General features: G+C 72.3%; 19 protein-coding genes and 3 pseudogenes. 6 read left to right on the plus strand and 16 right to left on the minus strand.

Translation table 11 applies throughout. The features are described from left to right. Position 1: 1 nt before the first annotated feature. From OG715_RS01280 to OG715_RS01290, 3 genes are read left to right on the plus strand one after another with little or no spacing between them, the layout of a single operon-like run. The gene (locus OG715_RS01280) at positions 2-517 is read left to right on the plus strand and encodes an FMN-binding protein (RefSeq protein ID WP_327063624.1); all 516 of its coding nucleotides are present in this window, start codon (positions 2-4) and stop codon (positions 515-517) included. After that, positions 514-1,488 (plus strand): FAD:protein FMN transferase, encoded by a 975-nt coding sequence (locus OG715_RS01285; RefSeq protein ID WP_327063625.1) that lies wholly within the window; start codon positions 514-516, stop codon positions 1,486-1,488. The genes OG715_RS01280 and OG715_RS01285 overlap by 4 nt, the downstream gene beginning before the upstream one ends. Before the next feature lie 33 nt (positions 1,489-1,521). Next, positions 1,522-1,695: a hypothetical protein gene (locus tag OG715_RS01290; protein WP_327064244.1), complete on the plus strand. Its 174-nt coding sequence runs from the start codon at positions 1,522-1,524 to the stop codon at positions 1,693-1,695. 561 nt (positions 1,696-2,256) lie between these two features. Here the strand turns inward: OG715_RS01290 and cutA are convergent. Genes cutA through pucL form a run of 4 tightly spaced genes read right to left on the minus strand, consistent with a single transcriptional unit; the run spans position 2,257 to position 6,993 of the window. After that, complete coding sequence (gene cutA, locus OG715_RS01295; protein WP_327063626.1) at positions 2,257-4,635, minus strand: aerobic carbon-monoxide dehydrogenase large subunit; 2,379 nt, start codon at positions 4,633-4,635, stop codon at positions 2,257-2,259. Continuing rightward, positions 4,632-5,177: a (2Fe-2S)-binding protein gene (locus OG715_RS01300; protein WP_327063627.1), complete on the minus strand. Its 546-nt coding sequence runs from the start codon at positions 5,175-5,177 to the stop codon at positions 4,632-4,634. Before OG715_RS01300 ends, cutA begins: the two co-directional genes overlap by 4 nt. Then, positions 5,177-6,103, minus strand: coding sequence for an FAD binding domain-containing protein (locus OG715_RS01305; protein WP_327063628.1), 927 nt, complete (start codon positions 6,101-6,103; stop codon positions 5,177-5,179). Before OG715_RS01305 ends, OG715_RS01300 begins: the two co-directional genes overlap by 1 nt. Further along, a complete protein-coding gene (gene pucL, locus OG715_RS01310; protein WP_327063629.1) occupies positions 6,100-6,993 on the minus strand; it encodes a factor-independent urate hydroxylase in 894 nt (297 codons plus the stop codon). Before pucL ends, OG715_RS01305 begins: the two co-directional genes overlap by 4 nt. Before the next feature lie 236 nt (positions 6,994-7,229). Here pucL and OG715_RS01315 point away from each other — a divergent pair, with 236 nt between their 5' ends. Then, positions 7,230-8,690 (plus strand): MFS transporter, encoded by a 1,461-nt coding sequence (locus tag OG715_RS01315; protein WP_327064201.1) that lies wholly within the window; start codon positions 7,230-7,232, stop codon positions 8,688-8,690. A gap of 447 nt (positions 8,691-9,137) precedes the next feature. Here the strand turns inward: OG715_RS01315 and OG715_RS01320 are convergent. The 5 genes and pseudogenes from OG715_RS01320 to OG715_RS01340 all read right to left on the minus strand — a co-directional run. Further along, positions 9,138-9,365 (minus strand): annotated as a pseudogene (locus OG715_RS01320) (hypothetical protein); the annotation flags it as partial. 11 nt (positions 9,366-9,376) lie between these two features. Next, a complete protein-coding gene (locus OG715_RS01325; RefSeq protein ID WP_327063631.1) occupies positions 9,377-9,769 on the minus strand; it encodes a sigma 54 modulation/S30EA ribosomal C-terminal domain-containing protein in 393 nt (130 codons plus the stop codon). 85 nt (positions 9,770-9,854) lie between these two features. Then, positions 9,855-10,142: an amino acid kinase family protein gene (locus OG715_RS01330; protein WP_327063632.1), complete on the minus strand. Its 288-nt coding sequence runs from the start codon at positions 10,140-10,142 to the stop codon at positions 9,855-9,857. Positions 10,143-10,162: 20 nt separating this feature from the next. Next, positions 10,163-10,318 (minus strand): hypothetical protein, encoded by a 156-nt coding sequence (locus tag OG715_RS01335; RefSeq protein WP_327063633.1) that lies wholly within the window; start codon positions 10,316-10,318, stop codon positions 10,163-10,165. 22 nt (positions 10,319-10,340) lie between these two features. Next, entirely contained in the window at positions 10,341-10,625 is a 285-nt protein-coding gene (locus OG715_RS01340; protein ID WP_327063634.1) for an SHOCT domain-containing protein, read from the minus strand. 267 nt (positions 10,626-10,892) lie between these two features. Between OG715_RS01340 and OG715_RS01345 the strand changes: the two genes are divergently transcribed. Continuing rightward, positions 10,893-11,729 (plus strand): hypothetical protein, encoded by an 837-nt coding sequence (locus tag OG715_RS01345; protein WP_327063635.1) that lies wholly within the window; start codon positions 10,893-10,895, stop codon positions 11,727-11,729. A gap of 360 nt (positions 11,730-12,089) precedes the next feature. Here OG715_RS01345 and OG715_RS01350 read toward each other — a convergent pair whose 3' ends face one another. From OG715_RS01350 to OG715_RS01360, 3 genes are read right to left on the minus strand one after another with little or no spacing between them, the layout of a single operon-like run. After that, entirely contained in the window at positions 12,090-12,488 is a 399-nt protein-coding gene (locus OG715_RS01350; RefSeq protein ID WP_327063636.1) for a roadblock/LC7 domain-containing protein, read from the minus strand. A 12-nt stretch (positions 12,489-12,500) separates the two neighbouring features. After that, positions 12,501-13,511 (minus strand): hypothetical protein, encoded by a 1,011-nt coding sequence (locus OG715_RS01355; RefSeq protein ID WP_327063637.1) that lies wholly within the window; start codon positions 13,509-13,511, stop codon positions 12,501-12,503. Continuing rightward, positions 13,508-13,867: a hypothetical protein gene (locus OG715_RS01360; protein WP_327063638.1), complete on the minus strand. Its 360-nt coding sequence runs from the start codon at positions 13,865-13,867 to the stop codon at positions 13,508-13,510. Before OG715_RS01360 ends, OG715_RS01355 begins: the two co-directional genes overlap by 4 nt. Before the next feature lie 140 nt (positions 13,868-14,007). Here OG715_RS01360 and OG715_RS01365 point away from each other — a divergent pair. Further along, positions 14,008-14,370, plus strand: a pseudogene (locus OG715_RS01365) (hypothetical protein); the annotation flags it as partial. A 696-nt stretch (positions 14,371-15,066) separates the two neighbouring features. Here the strand turns inward: OG715_RS01365 and OG715_RS01370 are convergent. From OG715_RS01370 to OG715_RS01385, 4 genes and pseudogenes are all read right to left on the minus strand, one after another. Then, positions 15,067-15,321, minus strand: a pseudogene (locus OG715_RS01370) (hypothetical protein); the annotation flags it as partial. A 282-nt stretch (positions 15,322-15,603) separates the two neighbouring features. Further along, positions 15,604-16,950 (minus strand): ABC transporter substrate-binding protein, encoded by a 1,347-nt coding sequence (locus OG715_RS01375; RefSeq protein WP_327063639.1) that lies wholly within the window; start codon positions 16,948-16,950, stop codon positions 15,604-15,606. 116 nt (positions 16,951-17,066) lie between these two features. Beyond that, complete coding sequence (locus OG715_RS01380) at positions 17,067-18,134, minus strand: carbohydrate ABC transporter permease (protein ID WP_327063640.1); 1,068 nt, start codon at positions 18,132-18,134, stop codon at positions 17,067-17,069. Positions 18,135-18,138: 4 nt separating this feature from the next. Continuing rightward, on the minus strand, positions 18,139-19,068 hold the full coding sequence (locus OG715_RS01385) for a carbohydrate ABC transporter permease (RefSeq protein ID WP_407660931.1): 930 nt from the start codon (positions 19,066-19,068) through the stop codon (positions 18,139-18,141). Positions 19,069-19,132 lie beyond the last annotated feature (64 nt).

Raw genomic sequence — 19,132 nt, forward strand, 5'->3', positions numbered from 1 at the left:
CATGCGCCGAGCCGTCATCACCAGCGCCGCCACCGCGGCCGGGGTCGTCCTGCTGCTGTCACTGAAGCCGCACGGGAACACCCCCGCCCCGGCGATCGGCTCCCAGGACGACACCGGGCCGTCCGGCACCGCCGGCGAGCCGTCCGGCGGGCCCGCGGCCCCGTCCGCCGCACCCGCCACGGGCGCGCCCTCCGCCCACCCGTCCGCCCACCCCTCCGTCTTCCCGGACGCCTCGGCCGCGTCCCGGTCGGTCACCGGCGGCGCCGTCGACACCCGGTACGGCCCCGTTCAGGTGAAGGTCACGCTCTCCGGGACGAGGATCACCGCCGTGGACGTGGTCCAGTACCCGTCCGAGGACCGCCGCGACCGGGAGATCAACGCCAACGCGCTTCCGGTCCTCAACAAGGAGGCGATCGCCGCGCAGAGCGCGCACATCGACATCGTCTCCGGGGCGACCTACACCAGCAACGGGTACGTACGCTCACTGCAGAGCGCCCTCGACCGGGCGGGACGGTGACCGCCGGGACGGCGGACCGGCTCCGCCACGCCGAGCACGTCATGGGGACGGTGTTCTCCGTCACCGTTCGCGACCCGGGGCCCCGCACCGGGCCGGCTCTCGAACGGGCCGTGGCCCGGCTGCACGAGATCGACGCGCTCTTCTCGCCGTACCGCGAGGACAGCGCCGTCAGCCGCCTCGACCGGGGTGAGGTCACCGTCGGGCAGTGCCACCCCGACGTGGCCGAGGTCCTGGCCCGGTGCCGGGAGACCGCCGCGCAGACCGGCGGCTGGTTCACCGCGCACCCCGCCGGGCGGCTCGATCCGAGCGGGTGGGTCAAGGGCTGGGCGGTCGACGAGGTCTGCCGCGCGCTGTGCGCGGCGGGCTCCCGCGAACACTGCGTGAGCGGCGGCGGTGACGTCCGGACGACCGGCGGGCCGTGGCGGATCGGCGTGGCGAACCCGCTGCTGCCGGGCACGCTCGCCGCCGTGCTCACCGGCACCGGCCTGGCCGTGGCGACCTCCGGCACGGCCGAGCGGGGCGCCCACATCATGGACCCGTTCACCGGCCGCCCGGCCGTCGCCCTCGCCTCGCTGACCCTGGTCGGGGATCCCGGCACCGGCCTCGCCAGGACCGACGCCTGGGCCACTGCGGTGTTCGCGATGGGGCCCGAACGGGGACTGGCCTGGGCAGAGCAGCAGGCCGGGATCGAGGCCCTCGCCGTGCTGCCGGACGGCCGCCGGCTGCGGACCGGCGGCCTGTCCCGCCACCTGTCCGCTGCCGGACCGGCCGACTGGACACTGCGTGCCCCGTGCCCGGGTACTGCGGGCGCTCCGGCGGGCCCGCCGGAGCGCGCAGCCGTGGTCAGCAAGTCCGCGGCAGCTGCTGACCACAGGCAGGTCGAGGACTTGGGCGCCGCCGAAGGCCGTGCGAACGACAACCGTGCCCGGGCGGCCGGCGGGGCCGCCTCCCGACCCGGAAACCGCGCGTGAACACCGCGGAGGCCGTGTCCTGGTCCGGGGTGCATGTCGATCACTGACAGGCTGCTCGTCGACATCGCCGCGATGGTCGAGTCCGAGCACAGCAACCAGATGTCCCTGACCGTGGTGGTCCCCGGAGCGGTGATCACCGGCAGACTCGCGCCGGTGGCCCTGTGGTGGGAGCGGTGGCGGAGGTCCTCCATACCTCGGAACACCTGAAGCCGGTCGGCGCCCCGCCGCAGCGCCCGGGGCCGGGTTCGGGTCGGTCAGCCGGCAGTTCCCGGGGGCAGGTCCTGACCGGACGGGGTATCGGCCTCCAGGACGGGCAGGAGGTGTCCGGGCCTGACGGCGATCTGGGCGCCGGCCGGAGCGAGCAGGACGGTCACCGCGTAGGGGCATGACGACCGGCTCGGACTCAGCGTGAAGGACACCTCGGCGACCAGCCGACTCTCCGACTGTGGCTCTACGGTGATGCGGTGGGCCCCGCCCGGGGCCAGCGGTGTGAGGACCCGACCGTCCGACCCCGTCCGCAAACGGGCCCTGGGCATCCACCCGTGCTCACCACGACGGTCGACCCGGACCGAACAGACCCCGGCCGGACGGCCCGTCACCGTGTCGAGCACCTCGAGGGCGAGGCTTCCGCGGCCGGGAGGTCCGGCCGCCCGGGAGGTCGGCCCGGGAGCGGTTGCTGTGTCCGGGGCAGCCGCGGCCAGCGCACGGGCATGGGTGGTGAGACTGTCTCCGGCGGTGACTCCGGGCGGTGGTGTCATCATGTCGGCATCACTTTCGGACGGGCCGGCCGGCGCACCGGCCGCGCAGGACGAACAGGTCGGCGGGCCGGATCGGCACGGAGTCGATCACGATGCCCTCGGCATCCTCGACGGCTGCGGCGAGGACCGCCGCGACGGGGATGATGCCGCCCTCCCCCACACCTTTCACACCGAGCGGGTTGAGAGTCGAGGGCGTCACGATGTGCTCGATCCGAATCGGTGGTATCTCGTCAGAACCGGGCATGAGGAAGTCACGGAAGGACGTGTTGCGCGGGTGTCCGCGTCGGTCGTAGCCCAGTCGTTCGTACAGTGCTCCCGCGATGCCCTGCGCGACCCCTCCGCGCAGCTGTCCCTCGACCGCATCCCGGTCGAGGACCACGCCGCAGTCGTGCACGACGCAGTAGCGCAGGACACGGATCCGCGCGGTGTCGGGGTCGGTCTCCACCACGGCGGCGTGCGCACCGTCGGCGAAGGTCGCGGCGGGCGGAGCGAAGTACGCCACCTCGTCGAGGCCCGGCGTTCCGCCAGGCGGGAGCGCAGGGCCGTCGAGAGGAGCGGCGAACTGGGTAGCGGCCCGGCTGGCCCTGTCGAACGCGTACCTCAAGGGGTTCGACAGCACGGCGATCTGCCCCAGGGCCAATGAGGGTGCCGTGGTCCCGCGCCGACGAACAGCACCGTCGACGAGTTCGAGGTCTTCCGGAGCGGTCCCGAGGGCACGGGCGGCCACTTGCAGGGCCTTGCTCCGGACGGCCGCCGCAGCCGTCGCCGCCGCGTTGCCGGCCACTACCGTCGTGCGGGAGGCGAAGGTGCCCGCGCCGTAACCGAGCGCACGGGTGTCCCCGGCCGTCACGGTCACGTCGCCGGGCGGGATGCCGAGCGTGCCGGCGACGATCCCGGCCAGCATCGTGGCGTGCGACTGCCCCTGGCACGGCGTGGCGACGGCAACCCGGACCCGACCCGTCGCGGCGACCGTGACCCGGGCTCCCTCGTAGGGTCCGATGCCGGTGCCTTCGACGTAACAGGCAAGCCCGATGCCGATCCGGCGCCCGTTCGCGCGGGCAGCCGCACGTTCGGCGGGGAAGTCCTCCCACCCCACTGCGCGTTGGACCAGGGCGAGCGCGGCCGGGAGATCCCCCGAGTCGTACACCAGCGGGCGCCCGTCCTGGAACGGCATCCGTCCTTCGTAGGGCATGTCCTTCGGCCGGACGAGATTGGCGGCCCGCACCTGCGCGCGGTCCAGGCCCAGGTGGCGGGCGACCGCGTCCATGGTCCGCTCGGTCACGAAGGTGCCCTGGGGCCGTCCCGCGCCGCGGTAGGGAGTGACCATCGTGGTGTTGGTGTAGAGGCTGCGGAACTCGATCCGGTACGCGGGGATCCGGTAGGGTCCGAGCACCTGCGCAGCCGTCACCAGGGGAACGACGAGCCCGTACGGCGTGTAGGCGCCCGTGTCGTGCAGGAAGGTGGCGTCGATGGCCAGCACCCTTCCCCGCTCGTCGAACCCGACCGTCACCCGGTGCCGTTGGGCACGCTCGTGGGAGGAGGCGGCGAGGTTCTCCCACCGGTCCTCGACCCACTTCACCGGGCGGCGCAGGCTGAGCGCGGCCCACGCGACCAGAACCTCCTCCGGCGTCGGGTGGACCAGTTTGCCACCGAACGCGCCGCCCGTGTCGGGTACCACGCACTCCACCGAGGACACCGGCAGTTCCAGGATCGCGGCGACGGCCGCACGGAGACCGGTGGGCAGTTGGGTCGAGCTGTGGAGCAGCAGCGTGTCCGTCGTGTCGTCCCAGCGCGCGAGGGCCCCGCGGCCCTCCAGCGGGGCGGGTGCGCTGCGCTCGACCGTGAGCTCGAGTTCCAGCCGGTACGGCGCCGCTCTCAGGGCCGCCGCGCAGTCCCCGGCCTGATGGACCGAATGGCCCGCCATGTTGCCGGACACGTCGGAGTGCACCAGGCGCTGGGCCCTGGAGGACTCCGTGAGGTCGACGACGGGCGGCAGGGGCCGGTAGCCGACCGCCACGCGGGCGCAGGCGTCCTCCGCAAGGTACCGGTCGGTCGCCACGACCATCGCGACGGCCTCGCCGACGTGCCGTACCCGTCCGGCGGCCAGCGGGCGTGCCGTGCGGGGCGCCGTCAGTGCGGGGTGGGGTACCAGGACCGGCAGTGGGTCGCGGACCCGGCCGGTGAGGTCGGGATGGGCGAACGCGGCGATGACGCCGGGCATGGACCGGGCCCGGTCGAGGTCGACTCCGGTGATCAGGGCGGAGGCATGCGGGCTCCGGACGAACGCCGCCTGGAAGGCGTCGTGCGCGAGGTCGTCGAGGTAGCGACCCCGGCCGAGGAGGAAACGGCGGCCGTCGGCCCGCCCTGCGGTGTGCGGGTCGGTGCTCATCGCCCGGCCTCGCACTGGGACCGGACGCCACGGGGAGGCACCGCGCGGAGGACGGGTGGCGTGTCCGGCAGAGCCCGAGCGGCTTCCTGGACGGCCTCGACGATGCCGTGGTAGCCGGTGCACCGGCACAGGTGACCGCGGACCGCCCCGGCGACCTCGGTCGCCGTCGGCACGGACCGCTCCCGGAGCAAGGCGGTCAGGGCGACCAGGAGGCCGGGGGCGCAGAATCCGCACTGCGGCACGCGGTGGTGCTCGAAGGCACGTTGGAGCGGGCCGGGTGTGCCGTCCGGCAGGGCCAGGCCCTCGACCGTGGTGACCTCGGCCCCGTCCGCCGCAGCCGCGAGGACGAGGCAGGAGCGGATCGGCAGGCTGCCCAGCAGCACGGTGCACGCCCCGCAGTCGCCCTGCTCGCAACCGACGTGGGTACCGGTGAGGGCCAGGTCGTGGCGAAGCACGTCACAGAGCAGCCTCCGGTCCGGAACGCGTACTTCGATCCGTCGGCCGTTGACGGTGAGCGAAACGGTTCGCGGGGGTACGTCCATCACGCGACCTCCATGGCGTCGTGATCCGGTGTGCGGCGGTCCGCCGCCTGCAGCGCCGCTGCGCGGAGGCCCGCCGTGTGCAGGGCCCGCGCGGCGAGAACGGCCGCTAGGTGGCGTCGGTACGCCGAGTCGGCATGCTGGTCGCTGGGCGGTGCGAGGTCGGCGCATGCCCGGTGCGCCGCCTCCGCCCAGGCGGTGGCGGCGACCGGGCGGCCCAGCAGGGTTCCGTCGACCTCGCGGAGCACCGGTGCCCGGGCAACGGCTATCAGGCAGACGGCTGCCCGGCTGACCACGGCTGTCGCACCGTGGCCAGAGGTGAGGGTGACGACGGCCGCAGCGCCGCACAGGGCGCGATCCGCCGCCCGGGGGGCCTCCTCCACGAAGGCGCTGCCGCTGTGGTCGGCGAGGAGTGGGAACTCCGCAGCGGTGACCAGTTCCCCTGGATCCAGCCGTTCGTGCCGCGGGGCGTCGAGGAATTCGGTGGCGGACACGACGCGCCCACTGTGTGGTCCGATGATGTGCAGACGGCCGCCGGTGAGCCGGAGGACGGCCGGGAGTTCGGCCGCGGGATCGCCGTGCACCAGACTGCCGACGACTGTCCCACGGTTGCGGATCTCGGCTGTGGCCACCAGTTCCAGGGCTTGTCCCAGCAGCGGCAGTTCACGGGCAGCCGTACCGTGCTCCGCCTCGGCCTGTCGGACCGCGGCGCCGACGAACAGGCATCCGCGGTGCTTGGTCGTGCGAGCGAGTGCTGCGACGTGGGTGATGTCCACGAGGTCGGTGGGCGCGAGTTCGCGGCGGTTGAGCGCGGGCACAAGGCTCTGCCCTCCGGCCAGGACGACCGGCCGTTCTCCCGAACGGGTCAGCAGACGAACGGCACCGGACACCGATTCCGCTCGGTGGTAGTGCAGCGGCGGGGGCTTCACGGCCGGTGTCCCCGGGTCTTCCCGGGGTCGGCGGGCGTCCGCCCGTCGGGTTCCAGGGTGAGATGGACCAGGCTGTACGGCGTGGCGGGGGCCAGGTACACCTGGTTGCCGTTCGCGCGGCCGAACCGTGCGAGGTCGGCCGGAAGGTGGTCGTTCGCGCTGCAGGTCAGGTGCACCCGCGTGACATCCGGACAGGCCGTGAGCACGGCCGAGCCGAGGACGTACAGGGTGTGCTGGCCGGACAGGCTGGTGTGCTCGCTGAAGCTGCGCAGCAGCGCCGCCCGGGCGGCGGACCTGCAGCTGTCGAAACCGTCGTTGCTGTCGTGTTCCCATTCGACGTCGGCCGCGAGTCCCATCAGCCGGTCGTGGAAGTCGGGGATCGTCGTGAACTCGTCGCGGAGGAAGCCGGTGAAGCGGGCGTCCGTCGTCTTCACCAGTCGTAGGCCGGACAGCCCGCCGCTGACCAGGGGCGGCCGGTCGTCGCGGAACACGGTGGCCTTCGCCGTGTCCTGGGTCGGCGCGCCGGCGGTGAAGCCCGTCGGGTCCGGGCCCTGGGCGGTGTCGATCCGCTGCCAGGGGCGGCTGGCGATTCGCACGGTGACCGCGCCGGCGGCGGGACAGGCGGCCGCCAGATGTTCGGCCAGAGCGAGGGCGAAGCGCTCGGGCGGAGCGCCGAGGTACTCCGGTGCGAAGGCCAGCACCGTGTTGGCCATCGCACCGGTCGGGAGGATCGTCGCGTTGTCACCGGTGGCGAAGGCTTTTTCGAACCCCTCCTCGAAGGCCACCGCGGCAGTGGTCTCGGTGAGTTCTTCACCGCCTTCGGTGCGCCGGGCAGTGACGAACGAGATCTCCGATTTACCGTAGTCGTGGTTGCGTACGGTCACATTCATTGTCGTCATTCCTCTCGGTCCCCCGCCCGGGGAGTCCGGCGGGGGTGGAGTGATCGGTCGGCCCTGTCCGTTCGGACAGGCCGGGGTTCCTTCGGTGCGGACAGGCACGGCGCGCGGCGGTGGTCGGCGGAACCGGTTCCACGGACGCCCGGAACGGAAGGTGCTCGGGGAGGATGACGGGCACGGCGCGCACGCTGCGCGGCAGTCGCGGGCTCGTGGCCGTGTGCTGCGTGGGAATGTTCCTCGGCAGCATGAACACGGCGATCCTCGCTGTCGCCCTGCCCCGCCTGCAGTTCGGCCTGGCCGCCTCGGACAGCCAGGTGCAGTGGGTCGTGGACGGGTACCAGGTGCTGGCCGGCAGCATGCTGCTGACCGCAGGGGCACTCGGCGACCGGTACGGCCATCGCCGGGTCTACCTGACCGGGTTGGCGGTCTTCGGCCTGGCGGCCACCGGGTGTGCGGCCGCCGGGTCGCCGGCGGCCCTGATCGCTTTCCGCGCCGTCCAGGGTGCCGGCGGCGCGGTGCTCACTCCGGGCACCCTCGCACTGATCGTCCGGCACGTGCCCGATCCCGCGGCCCGCAGCAGGGCGGTGGGCATCTGGACGTCCGCCATGGGGGTGGGCATCGTCGCGGGGCCGCTGGGGGGCGGCCTGCTCGTGGAGGAGTTCGGCTGGCGCGCGGTCTTCGTGTTGTCCGCGCTGATTGCGCTGATCGCCCTGCCACTGACGGCGTCGACCGTCGGCGCGGACCGGCCGCCGGCGCGGCACCGACCGCCGGACGTAGTGGGCCAGGCTCTCGCCGCCCTGACCCTGGCCGGACTGATCGAGGCGATCATCGTCCTTCCGAACAGCCTGGGAGTGGCCGGCCTGGCGGCGGCCGCGGCGGTCGTCCTCGGTGTCGCGTTCGTACTGGTCGAGCAGCGTCGGCCCTACCCCGCGGTCGACCTGGCGCTGGTGTCCCGCTCCGGTTTCGCCGTTCCGCTGCTCCTCGCCGGCACGCTGTTTCTCGCGCTGAACGGGTTCACCTACTACAACGCGCTCTACCTCCAGCGAGTGCACGGCTTCTCGCCGGCCATGACCGGGGCGTGGATGCTGTTCACCGCGATCCCGTTGCTCGTGATCGCGGCCGTCAGCGGATGGTGCTACCTCCGCTTCGGCCCCCGGCGCACCGTCACAACCGGCTGCCTGCTGCTCGCCGGAGGCCTGCTGCTGCTGGCATTCACGCTCGACGCCTCCTCCTGGGCCCCGAGGATCGCCGCCTACGTGCTCGTCGGCACCGGAGTCGGGCTCGCGAACGGATCGATCACTTCCGCAGGCCTTCGGGACGTCCCAGCGCACTGCGGGGGTGTCGCGGCGGGAATGCTGGCCACGGCGCGGATGGCCGGAGGTGCCCTGAGCATCGCCGTGATCGGCAGCATCGTGGTGGCGCGACTCGCGGCAGAACTGACCCGATGGCTCGGCGCGCATCCGGTCGGTCCCGGAGCGGAGGAAGCCTTGTGGCAGTCGGCCCGCTCCGGAGTCGTCTTCTCCACCGCCCCCGCGGGCGCCGGTGCGGCGATGGCCGTCGGATTCCAGCAGGGCCTCGCGGTTGCCCTGGGTTGCTGCGCCGGCGCCCTCGCCCTCATGGCCCTGCTCACGGCACGTCAGTTGCCCGAGCGGGCCCGGTCCGAACCCCGCCGCGACGGTGAAGGCCCCTGACCCGAGACGAACGGAGCACAGCGGCAACCGCTGGGGCCCCGGACCCCGGGCAGCGAGGGGGACCATTGCGATGGACGACACGATGGACGACATGGTGGACCCCTCTCGGCGTGGGCATCGTCGAACGGGCCGCTGTCGGGACCGTCCGTCATCTCGATGGTCACCCCCCGCAGGGGCAGTCCGGACCAGGGAGACTCCCCAGCCGCTCCCCTTGGGCGGCCCTGTTCGGAGCGGCGGCGCCGCGAGGACTCGGCCCGCTCTGCGGACTCCGCCTTGCGAACCTCCCGCGCCGGCCGACGGCTTCGAGGCATGCGGCATCACAGTCACGAGGGCCGCCGCAGGGCTCACCGGCGCAACGCCGAACAGCGTCTCCCCGCTTCGTTGACGAACACCGTACGGCGGGCAGGTCGGGAGCGGGCCTGCCTGTGCCGTCGTGCTCCCGGCATCTCAGGCCTGGTCGCCGTAGTAGGCCTGGCGCATCAGCCGCTGCATGTCGGCGAGCATCGGCATCCGGGGGTTGGCGGGGGCGCACTGGTCCTCGTAGGCGTTCATGGCCTGCTGGGGCAGGGCGGCCAGGAAGGCCGCCTCGTCGACGCCGGCCGCCTTGAACGAGCGGGGGATGCCGGCCCGGTCGCGCAGGTCCTCGACCGCGGCCGCGAGGGACTCGACGCCCTTCCGTCTCCGGTTCACGCTCCCCGTCGGGCTCGTCCGGTCCCGCTACCGCGCGGGTGTGATGAGCCGTACTGGCCGTCGTAGCGGTGGCAGAGGACGCTGCCGCGCCCGGTCGCGGCATCGGTGAACAGGTGGAAGTCGTAGTCCATGGCCTCCTTTTCGCACACTGCGGCCGCGGCGGTCCGGCAGGGCAGGCTGTAGGACCTGTGCCGCACGATGCTCCGTTCCTCCGGCGGCAGGCCGCGCCGGTGCGGGCGGTGCTCACGGGTCGGTTCGTCGTCCCGCCCGGCGGGCCCGGCCGTGCCACGGAGGCGATGGGGGTCGCGGTGCCCGCGCACCCGGGCCAGCCGGGAGGTCAGCCGGCCCCGGAGCAGATCGACGGCCTTCTGGATGGTCGGGGCCGCCACGTTCGCCGCGGTTCTCCACCCGGATCTCGCGGGTGATCGGCGCATGCGGACGGTTCATCAGGAGTCCGGTCTTTCGGACGGGTTCTCAGACTGCCGGGCGCCAGGAGGCGCCGTCGTCGGCCGGACGTGCCGCGGCCGAGGCCGTGGGGCCGATCGCTCCACCCTCCTGGGCCGCGCGAACGGTGGTTCCGGTCGTGCCGAGGGCGTCGTCGAGCGGCCCGATGGCGGCCAGGCCGCCGGTCCGTTCGACGAACGCCGCGGCGGCCTCGGCCTTGGGCCGCATCGACCCTTCGGGCAGGTCCAGCGCGCGCAGGCGCTCCGGTGCGGTGGACACCAGCGGGCCGGGGTCGGGGGTGCCGAAGCGGGTGAACACGTGCGTGACGTCGGTCAGGATCAGCAGGGCGTCGGCGTCCAGTTGTTCGGCGAGGAGCGCGGGGCCGCCGGGTCGAACCGGAAGTGCCAGGGCTGGCTGTTGTGGATCGAGGGTGCGGCCACGTCGGCGGAGACCAGCTTCGACGGGGCGGCAGCGTCGAGCACGAAGGGCGGCACGGCGGGCTCCCGGGGTGAGCCGTCAGCCGGTGGGCGAGCTGTCGCCTGAGCGCAGCACCTCCAAGCGGTGGCGGTACTCGTCGGCGTCGATCTCCCCGCGGGCGAATCGTACGGCGAGCAGCTGCTCAGGCTGGACGCGTTCGGGCGGCGGGGAGGGGTGCGTGCCCTGCGGGTGCTGCGGGGTCTGCACCAGGTGGCGGACGACGAGGACGACCGCCACAACGACCAGTCCCCAGAACAGCAGCATGCCGACGGCCATCAGGCCGAAGCCCCAGCCGTTCATGCCGTGATCGTTCCAGTACGTCATCGCGGGCTCCTCGGCCGTGGACGGGGCGGGGCTGGTGCCTCACCTCCACCGTGCATCCGGCGCCCGGGCCGGTGGATGGGCCGACCGGCCCTGTACGCGGGGCCGGTCGGGCCCGGGGCGGCCACGCCCGCCATGATCGCGTCGAGCAGCGCGTCGCCGTCGGCCCCATGGCGCCGCGATCGGGCCGGTCGCTAGTCTGCGGATCTCAAAGCTGTCGATGTACAGGGGGGTTCAGTGGAATCGCGAGGAGACAGTGCTCCGGGGTCCGTGCCCGAACCGGGCACCGCGAGTGCGGCGAACACCAGCAGCCTGTCGAACACCGACCGGCAGCCGACGAGAAGCAGCAATCGGGCCGCGTGGCTCAGCGCGTGGGCAACGGTGGCAAGCGCTCTGGTCGCCGCCGCGGCCATGCTCCTCGCCACCGGAAATGGCGACTCGAAGAACAGCGCGCCCACAGGCACAGGCGCAGCAGCCCTGCCAGGCGGTGCGGAACCTGTCAGGCCGACGCCCTCCCCGACCTGCGGGCAGCCGCCCGTGACCGTTGCTCCGCAACTCGTCAACAAGGAGAACGTCTCCCTGAGCCAGAGCGGACAGGGCGAGTACGAGGTGACGGTCAGGAGCTATGCCGATGCCGGACTCCACATCGCCCTTCCCGACACCCTGTGCACCTACACGGTGGATCTGGACGCCCGGATTTCCTCGATAGCCAGCAGTGCCCCCCGGTACGGGTACCAAGTGGGTACCTGTGACACGTGGCAGGCAGGACAAGGGAGAGGTTTCACGGTCGGCTACGCGAGGGACGGCGCGACGGACATGTCGAACTGGGCAGTGATGCCCAGCGGAAGTTTGCAATGGCTCTCGCTCGCCCCCGATTCCGGCACGCACCACTGGCACCTTGACGTCAGCAACTCGCGCGTGACAGTGAACTTCGACCACCAACGGCTGGGGACGTTTCCGCTGACGAACAAGAGTGTCATCCCCAGCGATCCTCAGGAGGTTGCGAGCCTGCTGCCTGCCGACTGCGGCGACTCGGGCATCTTCCTGCGGGTCTCCAACGCGACCGTGAGGTTCTTCGACATCCGCGTCCAGTCGCTCAAGGGCTGAGAAGCCACGGGGCAGCGGGCAGTCCCGCCGACCACAGCGCCTCCCCGGTCCTCACTCCACCCCGACCTTGTCCAGAGAGCGGCACCGTCCTGCCCGCCTGCCCGCCTGCCCGCCTGCCGCCGTCGAGCGGGGCTCGCCGGCCGGCGGCCTCCGGACGGGGTCAGGAACCCACCGGAGCCGTGGCCCGAAGCACCGACGGCGCACCCCGGTCCTTGCCGTCCGCGACCGGTGCCGCCGACCCGCCCACGGGCCCGGCACTCGCCCGGGCGAGTGCCGGGCCCGGACGAACCGGGCTCCGCACCCACGCTCGGCCTCACACGTCCGGGGCTCCGGCCGTGGACGGACGAGCGGGCTCCGTGGTCAGTACGGCCGGACTGTGGGCACCACGCCGAGGAGTTCGCCCAACCGGCGTACCGTGGCGGGCGATTCGCGGTGCAGGCCGACGACATCGAGCCCCTCGTCGCCCAGGATCACCAGCAGGGCCTGCTCCCCGATGGCCAGCACCACGACGTAACCGCCGTTGCACCGGGTCACCACGTCGCGCAGGCCCCCCACGCCGAACTCGGCCGCGGTGCGCCGGCCGAGGCCGAGCATGGCGGCCGCGAGCGCGGCGGCCGACTCGGGGTGGACGGTGGCTGTATCGGCGGCCACCAGCATCCCGTCCGCGGTGGAGATGACACTCTCACCGACGCCCATGACCCGGTCACGGAGGGCGTGCAACTCGTCGACGAGGACGGTGGTCGGTATCCGGCTGCTCATGATGTGCTCTTCTCAATCGTCTCTGTCGTCCCGGTGCACCGGGTGCGGTAAGTGCGCCGAGTGCGTCGGGTCCGGTCGGGTCAGCGGCCCTGGTGGCTTCATCGGTCCGCGGGAGGCGGTCGCGGTGCCCCCGGGCAGCGCGGGTCGGCCCCCTGTTGCGCGTCCGCCGGGGACGCGGCGCGGCAGTGGCGCGGTCACTGTCGCGGTCGTGGTCGGCAGCGGCCCGTCCGGTGGCACGCGCGGGGCGACGCTCGGTGCCACGGCAGTCCGCTCGGCCCCGTCCCGGTGGAGCAGGCGCTCGGCGTCCATCCGGGCGATGTCGAGGAGCACGGCGAACACCCCGCGCCCCAGGGCGAAGCTGATGTCGCGCGCCGTGCGGCGACCGGTCGCGGCATCCAGGATCCGGCGGTACCGGACCGGGGCCCGCGCGGCGCCGTGCTCGGGCAGCGCGGCGGGCCTGATCCGGATGCGGGCCAACTCCGCCGGCGGGCCCCAGAGTTCCTCCAGCAGGGCCACTCGCCGGGTGGCCTCCTCGAAAAGCTCCTGCGGTGCGATCCCCGGGCGCAGCGCGATCCGCGCGGGCGGGGAAGGCTCCTCGACGGTCCGCCACTCGCCGGGCGGACCGATCATCAGGGCGAAGGCGGCGTCGAAAGCGGCGGCGGCACAGACGACTTCGAGCTCTCCGGCGCCGATCGAGCCCTGCCCCAGCAGGGCCGCGCCGAGGTCGCTGCCGCCGGCCGTCGAAGCGCCGCTCGGGAACCTCGCCGACGCGGCCGACTCGGCGGCCCGCCAGTCGGCCTCGCTGACGCGTCGCGACTTCAACAGCAGGGTCTCGGTGGTCGGGGCCGCGGGAGTCTCGACGGCGACGACCGAACCGTCCTCCAGGTGGATCGTGCCGCCCGAGGCGGTGACGGAGCCGGTGAATCCACGACTGCCCAGCTCCCGCACCCGGGCGATGAGCGCGCGGGCCGGCGGGCGCGCGGCCCGCACCGGACCAGGCGGATCCCCGGCGGATCCGGTCATCGCAGCACTTCCTTCGCACGGTCGGCGGTCCACTGGATCGCCAACGCCAGATTGACCCGCTCCCGGTCCAGCACGGTGGCCAGCAGCAAGGGGTCTCCCTGCCGGGGAACGACCTGGACGATCTCGTAGCGACGAGTGCTGGTGACCACCAGGCTCTCCAACTCACCCTCGGCACCGGCCTCGTGGAGCCGCGCACCGATCAGGTCGACCAGTTCGGCGAGCTCCGCCCCGGATCCGAGCAACCGGTGCTCCCCGGCGGACCGGAAGGAGAGGCCGGTGACGGCGTCGACGAGAGCGGCGCCGACCGCACCGGGCCGGCCGAGCACCTCGGAGAGAGAAGCTTCGAGTGCGCGCACCGGGCCCCTTTCGCGTTCTGAATATCCGGCAGTGTACTGCATTCCGCGGCCCCCGCAGGGTGACCGTCGCATGTTTGTTCTTGCTGCTTTGGTCTACCGCACGGGGGTTTTCCAAGAGACCGACGAAGGACGATCAGCACATGAAGATAGACGATGCTCTCAAGAGCGCAATGACCATTGACGGTGCCATCGGCGCGGCGCTGGCCGACTTCGAGAGCGGAATGTCGCTCGGAACCCTCGGCGGAGGGCAGCAGCTCGACCTGGAGGTCGCGGCAGCCGCCAACACCGAGGTCGTCCGGGCGAAGGTGCGCGCCCTGGCAGCGCTGTCGATCGACGACGCCATCGAGGACATCCTGATCACCCTCGGCGCCCAGTACCACCTGATCCGCCCGCTCAGCAGGGCATACGGCTCCCTGTTCCTCTACCTGGCACTGGACCGCTCACGCGCCAACCTCGCGCTCGCCCGGCACGGCCTCAAGCGCATCGAGGCCGCACTCGACATCTGGCCCGTACCCGGCCGCGCCCCCGACCGGGAATCCTCCACCGGCCGGGGGCGCGGCGGGATCCCTGGCGGGACGGCTTCCATGAATACCGGGATCCAGCGCGGCGACTCTGCCGCCGGAGGACCGATCTCTAAATATTCATGCACGCGTCAATCAGGAGATTGTAAAACTCCGAGGAAGACCTTGCATGGAATCATTACTTCGTTTCCGACCCGACCAGGAAAAGGGGGTCAAGAAATGACACGCCCGAGGAATCCCGGGCGGCATTCCTCGACATTCCGACCGTCGCCGCTCGCGGTGGGGCGACGACGTCACGAGCCTTGTGGGCTCTTCGGACTCACACGTGAGAGTTCCGGGATTCCGCGTCGTCCCGACGCGTTGCACGAACGAGACCTCCGGCCCCGTGGCGACACGCAGCGGCGGTGGGGCGGGCACCGCCTCGGGTGCCGGCCGCACCGCCGTGGGTCAGTGCTCGTCGGTCGGCGTCAGAACGCCAACCGCCATGCGCGGGACGGGTCGGAGCCGCGGTTGAAGATTACGGCGGGCGTGTTGTTGGCACTGCCGCCACCGACCGGGCTCAGGCACTTGCCGCTGTTGGTGTTCCGCAGGAACGAGCCGACCCCGCTCGGGCGGCCTGCCCGGTGGCCGACGCGGCGGGCGCGGAGAAGAGCGCACCGCCGATCATGGCTGTCGCCGCTACAGCGTCCGGTACGGACACCGCGGCACGACCGGCCGCGATCCGTCCGCGCGGGACACCGTGGATCGGACGGACCGGGAGAGCTGTTCCCGCACCCATTCGACATCGGGGTTGGTGCCTGGCCTGCCTGCCACGACGGCGGTCGGCACGGTCTCGTTGCCGTCGTTGACCGCCCGCACCACCGCCGCTCCTGCCGGGTCGCGCCAGATGTCGACCCAGTGCAGCCCGCGGGCGCTGCGAGCCCCGCGGCCTCGCCGGGGCTCCCGGAGAGGGCCAGCCCGGCGGCGACGAACGAGCCGCAGAGCACGAACAGCAACGGCAGGATACGTGGGCGCAGCACGGTGGTGCAGGCTAGCAACGGGTCGACATGCTCCTCGGACCGAGCCGCTCACCCGGGGGGTCCGTCGGGCCGTGCAGGGGCCCTCGTCGGGACAGCCGCACACCGGACGCCTGCCTACCGGACGGCGCCGGCCCCGCACCGCCGGAGTCGACCAGCGGTGCGGGGCGGGACGGGGCGTCAGTTGACGCCTCGACGGCTACTTGTTGACGGTGAACCCCTGGTCCTTGCCGTACTTGACGCTGGTCTCCTGCCAGGCGTTCAGGCCGGCCGTGAGCGTGGTGGAGGAGACGTACGCCTTGCCGACGGTGTCGTTGAAGACCGAGTTGGCGTACACCTGGAAGGGCAGGTAGGACCAGTCGGTGCCGACGTTGCGGGCGGAGTCGGCGAAGATCCGGTTCGCCTGCTGCCCGCCGAAGTACGGGAACGCCGTGTCCAGGAAGGCCGGCGACTCCAGGTCGGCCCTGGTCGCGGGGAACGCTCCCGCAGCCACCCGGGTGCTCGCGCCCGCGCCGGTGGTGGCGAACTCGGTGAAGGCGTAGGCGAGTTCCTTGTTCTTGGCGGCCTTCGGGACGGCCAGCGAGCTGCCGCCGTTCTCCGCGCTCGCCGTCGCGCCCTTCGTCCACTGCGGCAGCGGGGCGACCCGCCAGTCGCCGGCGGCGGCCGCCACACCGGAGACGAAGCTGGCCGGCATCCACGCACCGATCGCCAGGGTGGCCACCGTGCCGTCGGCCAGGCCCTTGTACCAGGAGTCGCTCCAGGAACTGATCGGCGCGACCAGCTTCTCGTCGAGGAGCTTCTGCCAGGTCCCGGCGTACGTCCTGGTGCCCTGGTCGCCGAAGTCGACGGTGACGTCGGTGCCCTTGGTCTTGTAGGGGCGGCCCCCGGCCTGCCAGATCAGGCTGGTGGCGAAGCCGGCGTCACCGGTGTCGTTGGTGATGAAGATCTTGGGGTCGGCCTTGTGCAGGGCGCGGGCCGCGTCCACGTACTCGTCCCAGGTGGTCGGTACGGCGATGCCGTGCTGGTCGAAGAGCTTCTTGTTGTAGAAGAGCGCCATGGGGCCGGAGTCCATGGGCAGGGCGTCGACGGCCCCGTCCCGGTGGACGGCGTTCCACGGGCCGGGGGTGAAGCCGGAGGCGAGCTTGTCCGCGCCGTACGGGGCGAGGTTCTCGACGGACTTGCCGATCGCGAACTGGCCGAGGGCGTAGTACTCGATCTGCGCCACGTCGGGGGCCCCGGAGCCGGCCGCGATCGCGTTCTGCAGGGCGGTGTACTGCTTGTCGCCGGTGCCGGCGTTGACCAGCTCCACGTCGACCTTCGGGTACTTCTTCTCGAAGTCCTCCGCGACCTTCTTCAGCGTGGGCTCCCAGGCCCACACCGTCACCTTGCCGCCCTTCTCCAGTGCGGCGGCGAGGTCCTTCGGTCCCGCGGAGGCGGAGCCGTCGTCCGTGCCGCCGGAGCCGCAGGCCGTCGCGCCGAGGGTGAGTGCGGACACCACGGCGACGGCGCCGAGCAGTCTGCGGGTGACGGGGGTGCGCGTACGCATGGGGGAGCTCCTGACGACGAGGGTGGGAGAGGGTTGCGGTTCGGGTGGGGCAAGTGGTGCAGGTGGTGCGAGTGCGGGAGAGAGCGGTGGGAGAGGAAGCGACGCGGGTGGCGCGGTCACTCCTTGACGCTGCCCGCGGCCAGGCCGGACTGCCAGTACCGCTGGAGCAGCAGGAACACCGCCACGATCGGGACGATCGTGAGCAGGGAACCGGTGATGACGATGTCGAAGACCGGCTCGCCGCCGGCGGTCTGCGCCTGGGCGTTCCAGGCGTTGAGCCCGAGGGTGAGCGGGTACCAGTCGGGGTCCTTGATCATGATCAGCGGCAGGAAGTAGTTGTTCCAGGTCGCGACCATCGAGAACAGCAGCACGGTCACGGCCCCCGGCATCAGCAGCGGCAGGGCGATGCGGAAGAAGGTGCGCAGCTCGCCGGAGCCGTCGATCCGGGCGGCCTCCAGGAGTTCGGTGGGGACGGCCTCGGCGGCGAACACCCACATCAGGTAGAGGCCGAACGGGGAGATCAGGGACGGGATGATGACGGCCCACGGGGTGTTGGTCAGCCCCATCTTGCTGAACATCAGGAAGGTGGGCACGGCCAGCGCGGTGCCGGGCACGGCCACGGCTCCGATGACGACCGCGAAGACCGCCCGGCGGCCCGGGAAGGCGAACTTGGCCAGCGCGTAGCCGCCGAGGACGGCGAGGACCGTGGCGCCGCCCGCGCCGGCGGCCACGTAGAGCAGGGTGTTGAGCAGCCAGCGGACGAAGGCGCCGTCGTCGTAGGAGAAGGTGCGGGTGATGTTGTCCCACAGGTTGAAGTCGTCGGCGAACCAGAGCCCGAAGGAGTCCATCAGCCCCTTCTGGTCCTTGGTCGCGTTGATGAACAGCCAGGCGAGCGGGAGCAGGGTGTAGACCAGGACCAGTCCGGTGACCAGGGTGAGCGGGACACTCGGGCGGGGGCTCAGCGGGGTCCGGGGGCTCCGGGGACTCCGGCGGCGCTTCGGGGCGGACAGGGCGGCGGACAGGGCGGCGGACGGTGCGGCGGACGGTGCGGCGGACGGGCTTCTGCCGGCCGGCCCCCGGTCGGCCGGTACGGGGGTGGACGCGGCAGCGGCCGGGGCGGGCGCGGAGACGGCGGGGGTGGCCGTCGATGCGGGGACGGGGGCGGGAACGGGAGAGGTGGTCATCGGCTCAGCCCTTCCGCATGCCGCGCAGCTGGACGGTGTAGGCGATGACCGCGGTGATCACGCCCATCACGATGGCCACGGTGGCCGCGTAGTTGTGCTGCTGCCCCGAGAAGGACAGCGAGTAGGTGTAGAGGTTGGGGGTGAAGTCGCTGGTGATCGCGTTGGGGGCGAGCTTCTGCAGGATGCTGGGCTCGTTGAAGAGCTGGAAGCTGCCGATGATCGAGAAGATCGTCGCGATGACCAGGGCACCACGGATGGCGGGCAGTTTGACGGAGAGGACCGTCCGCCACTCCCCCGCGCCGTCGATCGCCGCCGCCTCGTAGAGCGAGCGGGGGACGACCCTGAGGGCCGAGTAGAAGATCAGCATGTTGTAGCCGACGAACTCCCAGGTCACGATGTTGCCGATGGAGGCGAGGACGAGGGACGGCGAGAGCGGGTCGGGCAGGGTGACGCCGAGGGCGTCGTTGATGTTGCCGACCAGGCCGAAGCGGGTGCCGTACATGAAGCCCCAGATCAGGCTGGCGACGACCGCGGGGACGGCGTACGGGAGGAACACCGCGACCCGGAAGAACGTCCTGCCGTAGAGTCGGCCGCTGTCGATCGCGAGGGCGACCAGCAGCGCGACACCCAGCATGACGGGCACCTGGACCAGCAGGAAGAGCCCTACCCTGGCCAGGCCCTCCCAGAAGCGGGTGTCGGCGAGCGCCTCGCCGTAGTTGTCGAGGCCGACGAAGGAGGTGCCGCCGATGAGCCGGTCCTTGAAGAGGCTCAGGTACAGCGCGTACCCGATCGGGGCGAGGAAGACGAGGCCGAACACCGCGACGAACGGGCCGGCGAACCCCCAGCCCACGAGGGCCTCCTTGCGCAGCCGGAGGCGGGGACGTGGTCGGCGCGGGGGTGGTGCTTCCGTCGCGCGCGTCGAGAGGAGCGTCATGGCGGGGTCCTTGCATCGGTGACCGGAAAGTGCGGTGTCGGAGGACGGGTGGCGAGTGGCCGGG

Origin of the sequence: Kitasatospora purpeofusca, from assembly GCF_036010405.1 — a bacterium.
Taxonomy (GTDB): Bacteria; Actinomycetota; Actinomycetes; order Streptomycetales; family Streptomycetaceae; genus Kitasatospora; species Kitasatospora purpeofusca.

What these genes read in the sequence shown, in the direction of transcription:
- OG715_RS01375 (WP_327063639.1), bottom strand. Translation starts at nt 16,950, where the DNA reads ATGCGTACGCGCACCCCCGTCACCCGCAGACTGCTCGGCGCCGTCGCC.
- OG715_RS01290 (WP_327064244.1), top strand. Translation starts at nt 1,522, where the DNA reads ATGTCGATCACTGACAGGCTGCTCGTCGACATCGCCGCGATGGTCGAG.
- OG715_RS01340 (WP_327063634.1), bottom strand. Translation starts at nt 10,625, where the DNA reads ATGACGTACTGGAACGATCACGGCATGAACGGCTGGGGCTTCGGCCTG.
- OG715_RS01315 (WP_327064201.1), top strand. Translation starts at nt 7,230, where the DNA reads ATGTTCCTCGGCAGCATGAACACGGCGATCCTCGCTGTCGCCCTGCCC.
- OG715_RS01355 (WP_327063637.1), bottom strand. Translation starts at nt 13,511, where the DNA reads ATGACCGGATCCGCCGGGGATCCGCCTGGTCCGGTGCGGGCCGCGCGC.
- cutA (WP_327063626.1), bottom strand. Translation starts at nt 4,635, where the DNA reads ATGAGCACCGACCCGCACACCGCAGGGCGGGCCGACGGCCGCCGTTTC.
- OG715_RS01300 (WP_327063627.1), bottom strand. Translation starts at nt 5,177, where the DNA reads ATGGACGTACCCCCGCGAACCGTTTCGCTCACCGTCAACGGCCGACGG.
- OG715_RS01350 (WP_327063636.1), bottom strand. Translation starts at nt 12,488, where the DNA reads ATGAGCAGCCGGATACCGACCACCGTCCTCGTCGACGAGTTGCACGCC.
- OG715_RS01380 (WP_327063640.1), bottom strand. Translation starts at nt 18,134, where the DNA reads ATGACCACCTCTCCCGTTCCCGCCCCCGTCCCCGCATCGACGGCCACC.
- pucL (WP_327063629.1), bottom strand. Translation starts at nt 6,993, where the DNA reads ATGAATGTGACCGTACGCAACCACGACTACGGTAAATCGGAGATCTCG.
- OG715_RS01385 (WP_407660931.1), bottom strand. Translation starts at nt 19,068, where the DNA reads ATGACGCTCCTCTCGACGCGCGCGACGGAAGCACCACCCCCGCGCCGA.
- OG715_RS01280 (WP_327063624.1), top strand. Translation starts at nt 2, where the DNA reads ATGCGCCGAGCCGTCATCACCAGCGCCGCCACCGCGGCCGGGGTCGTC.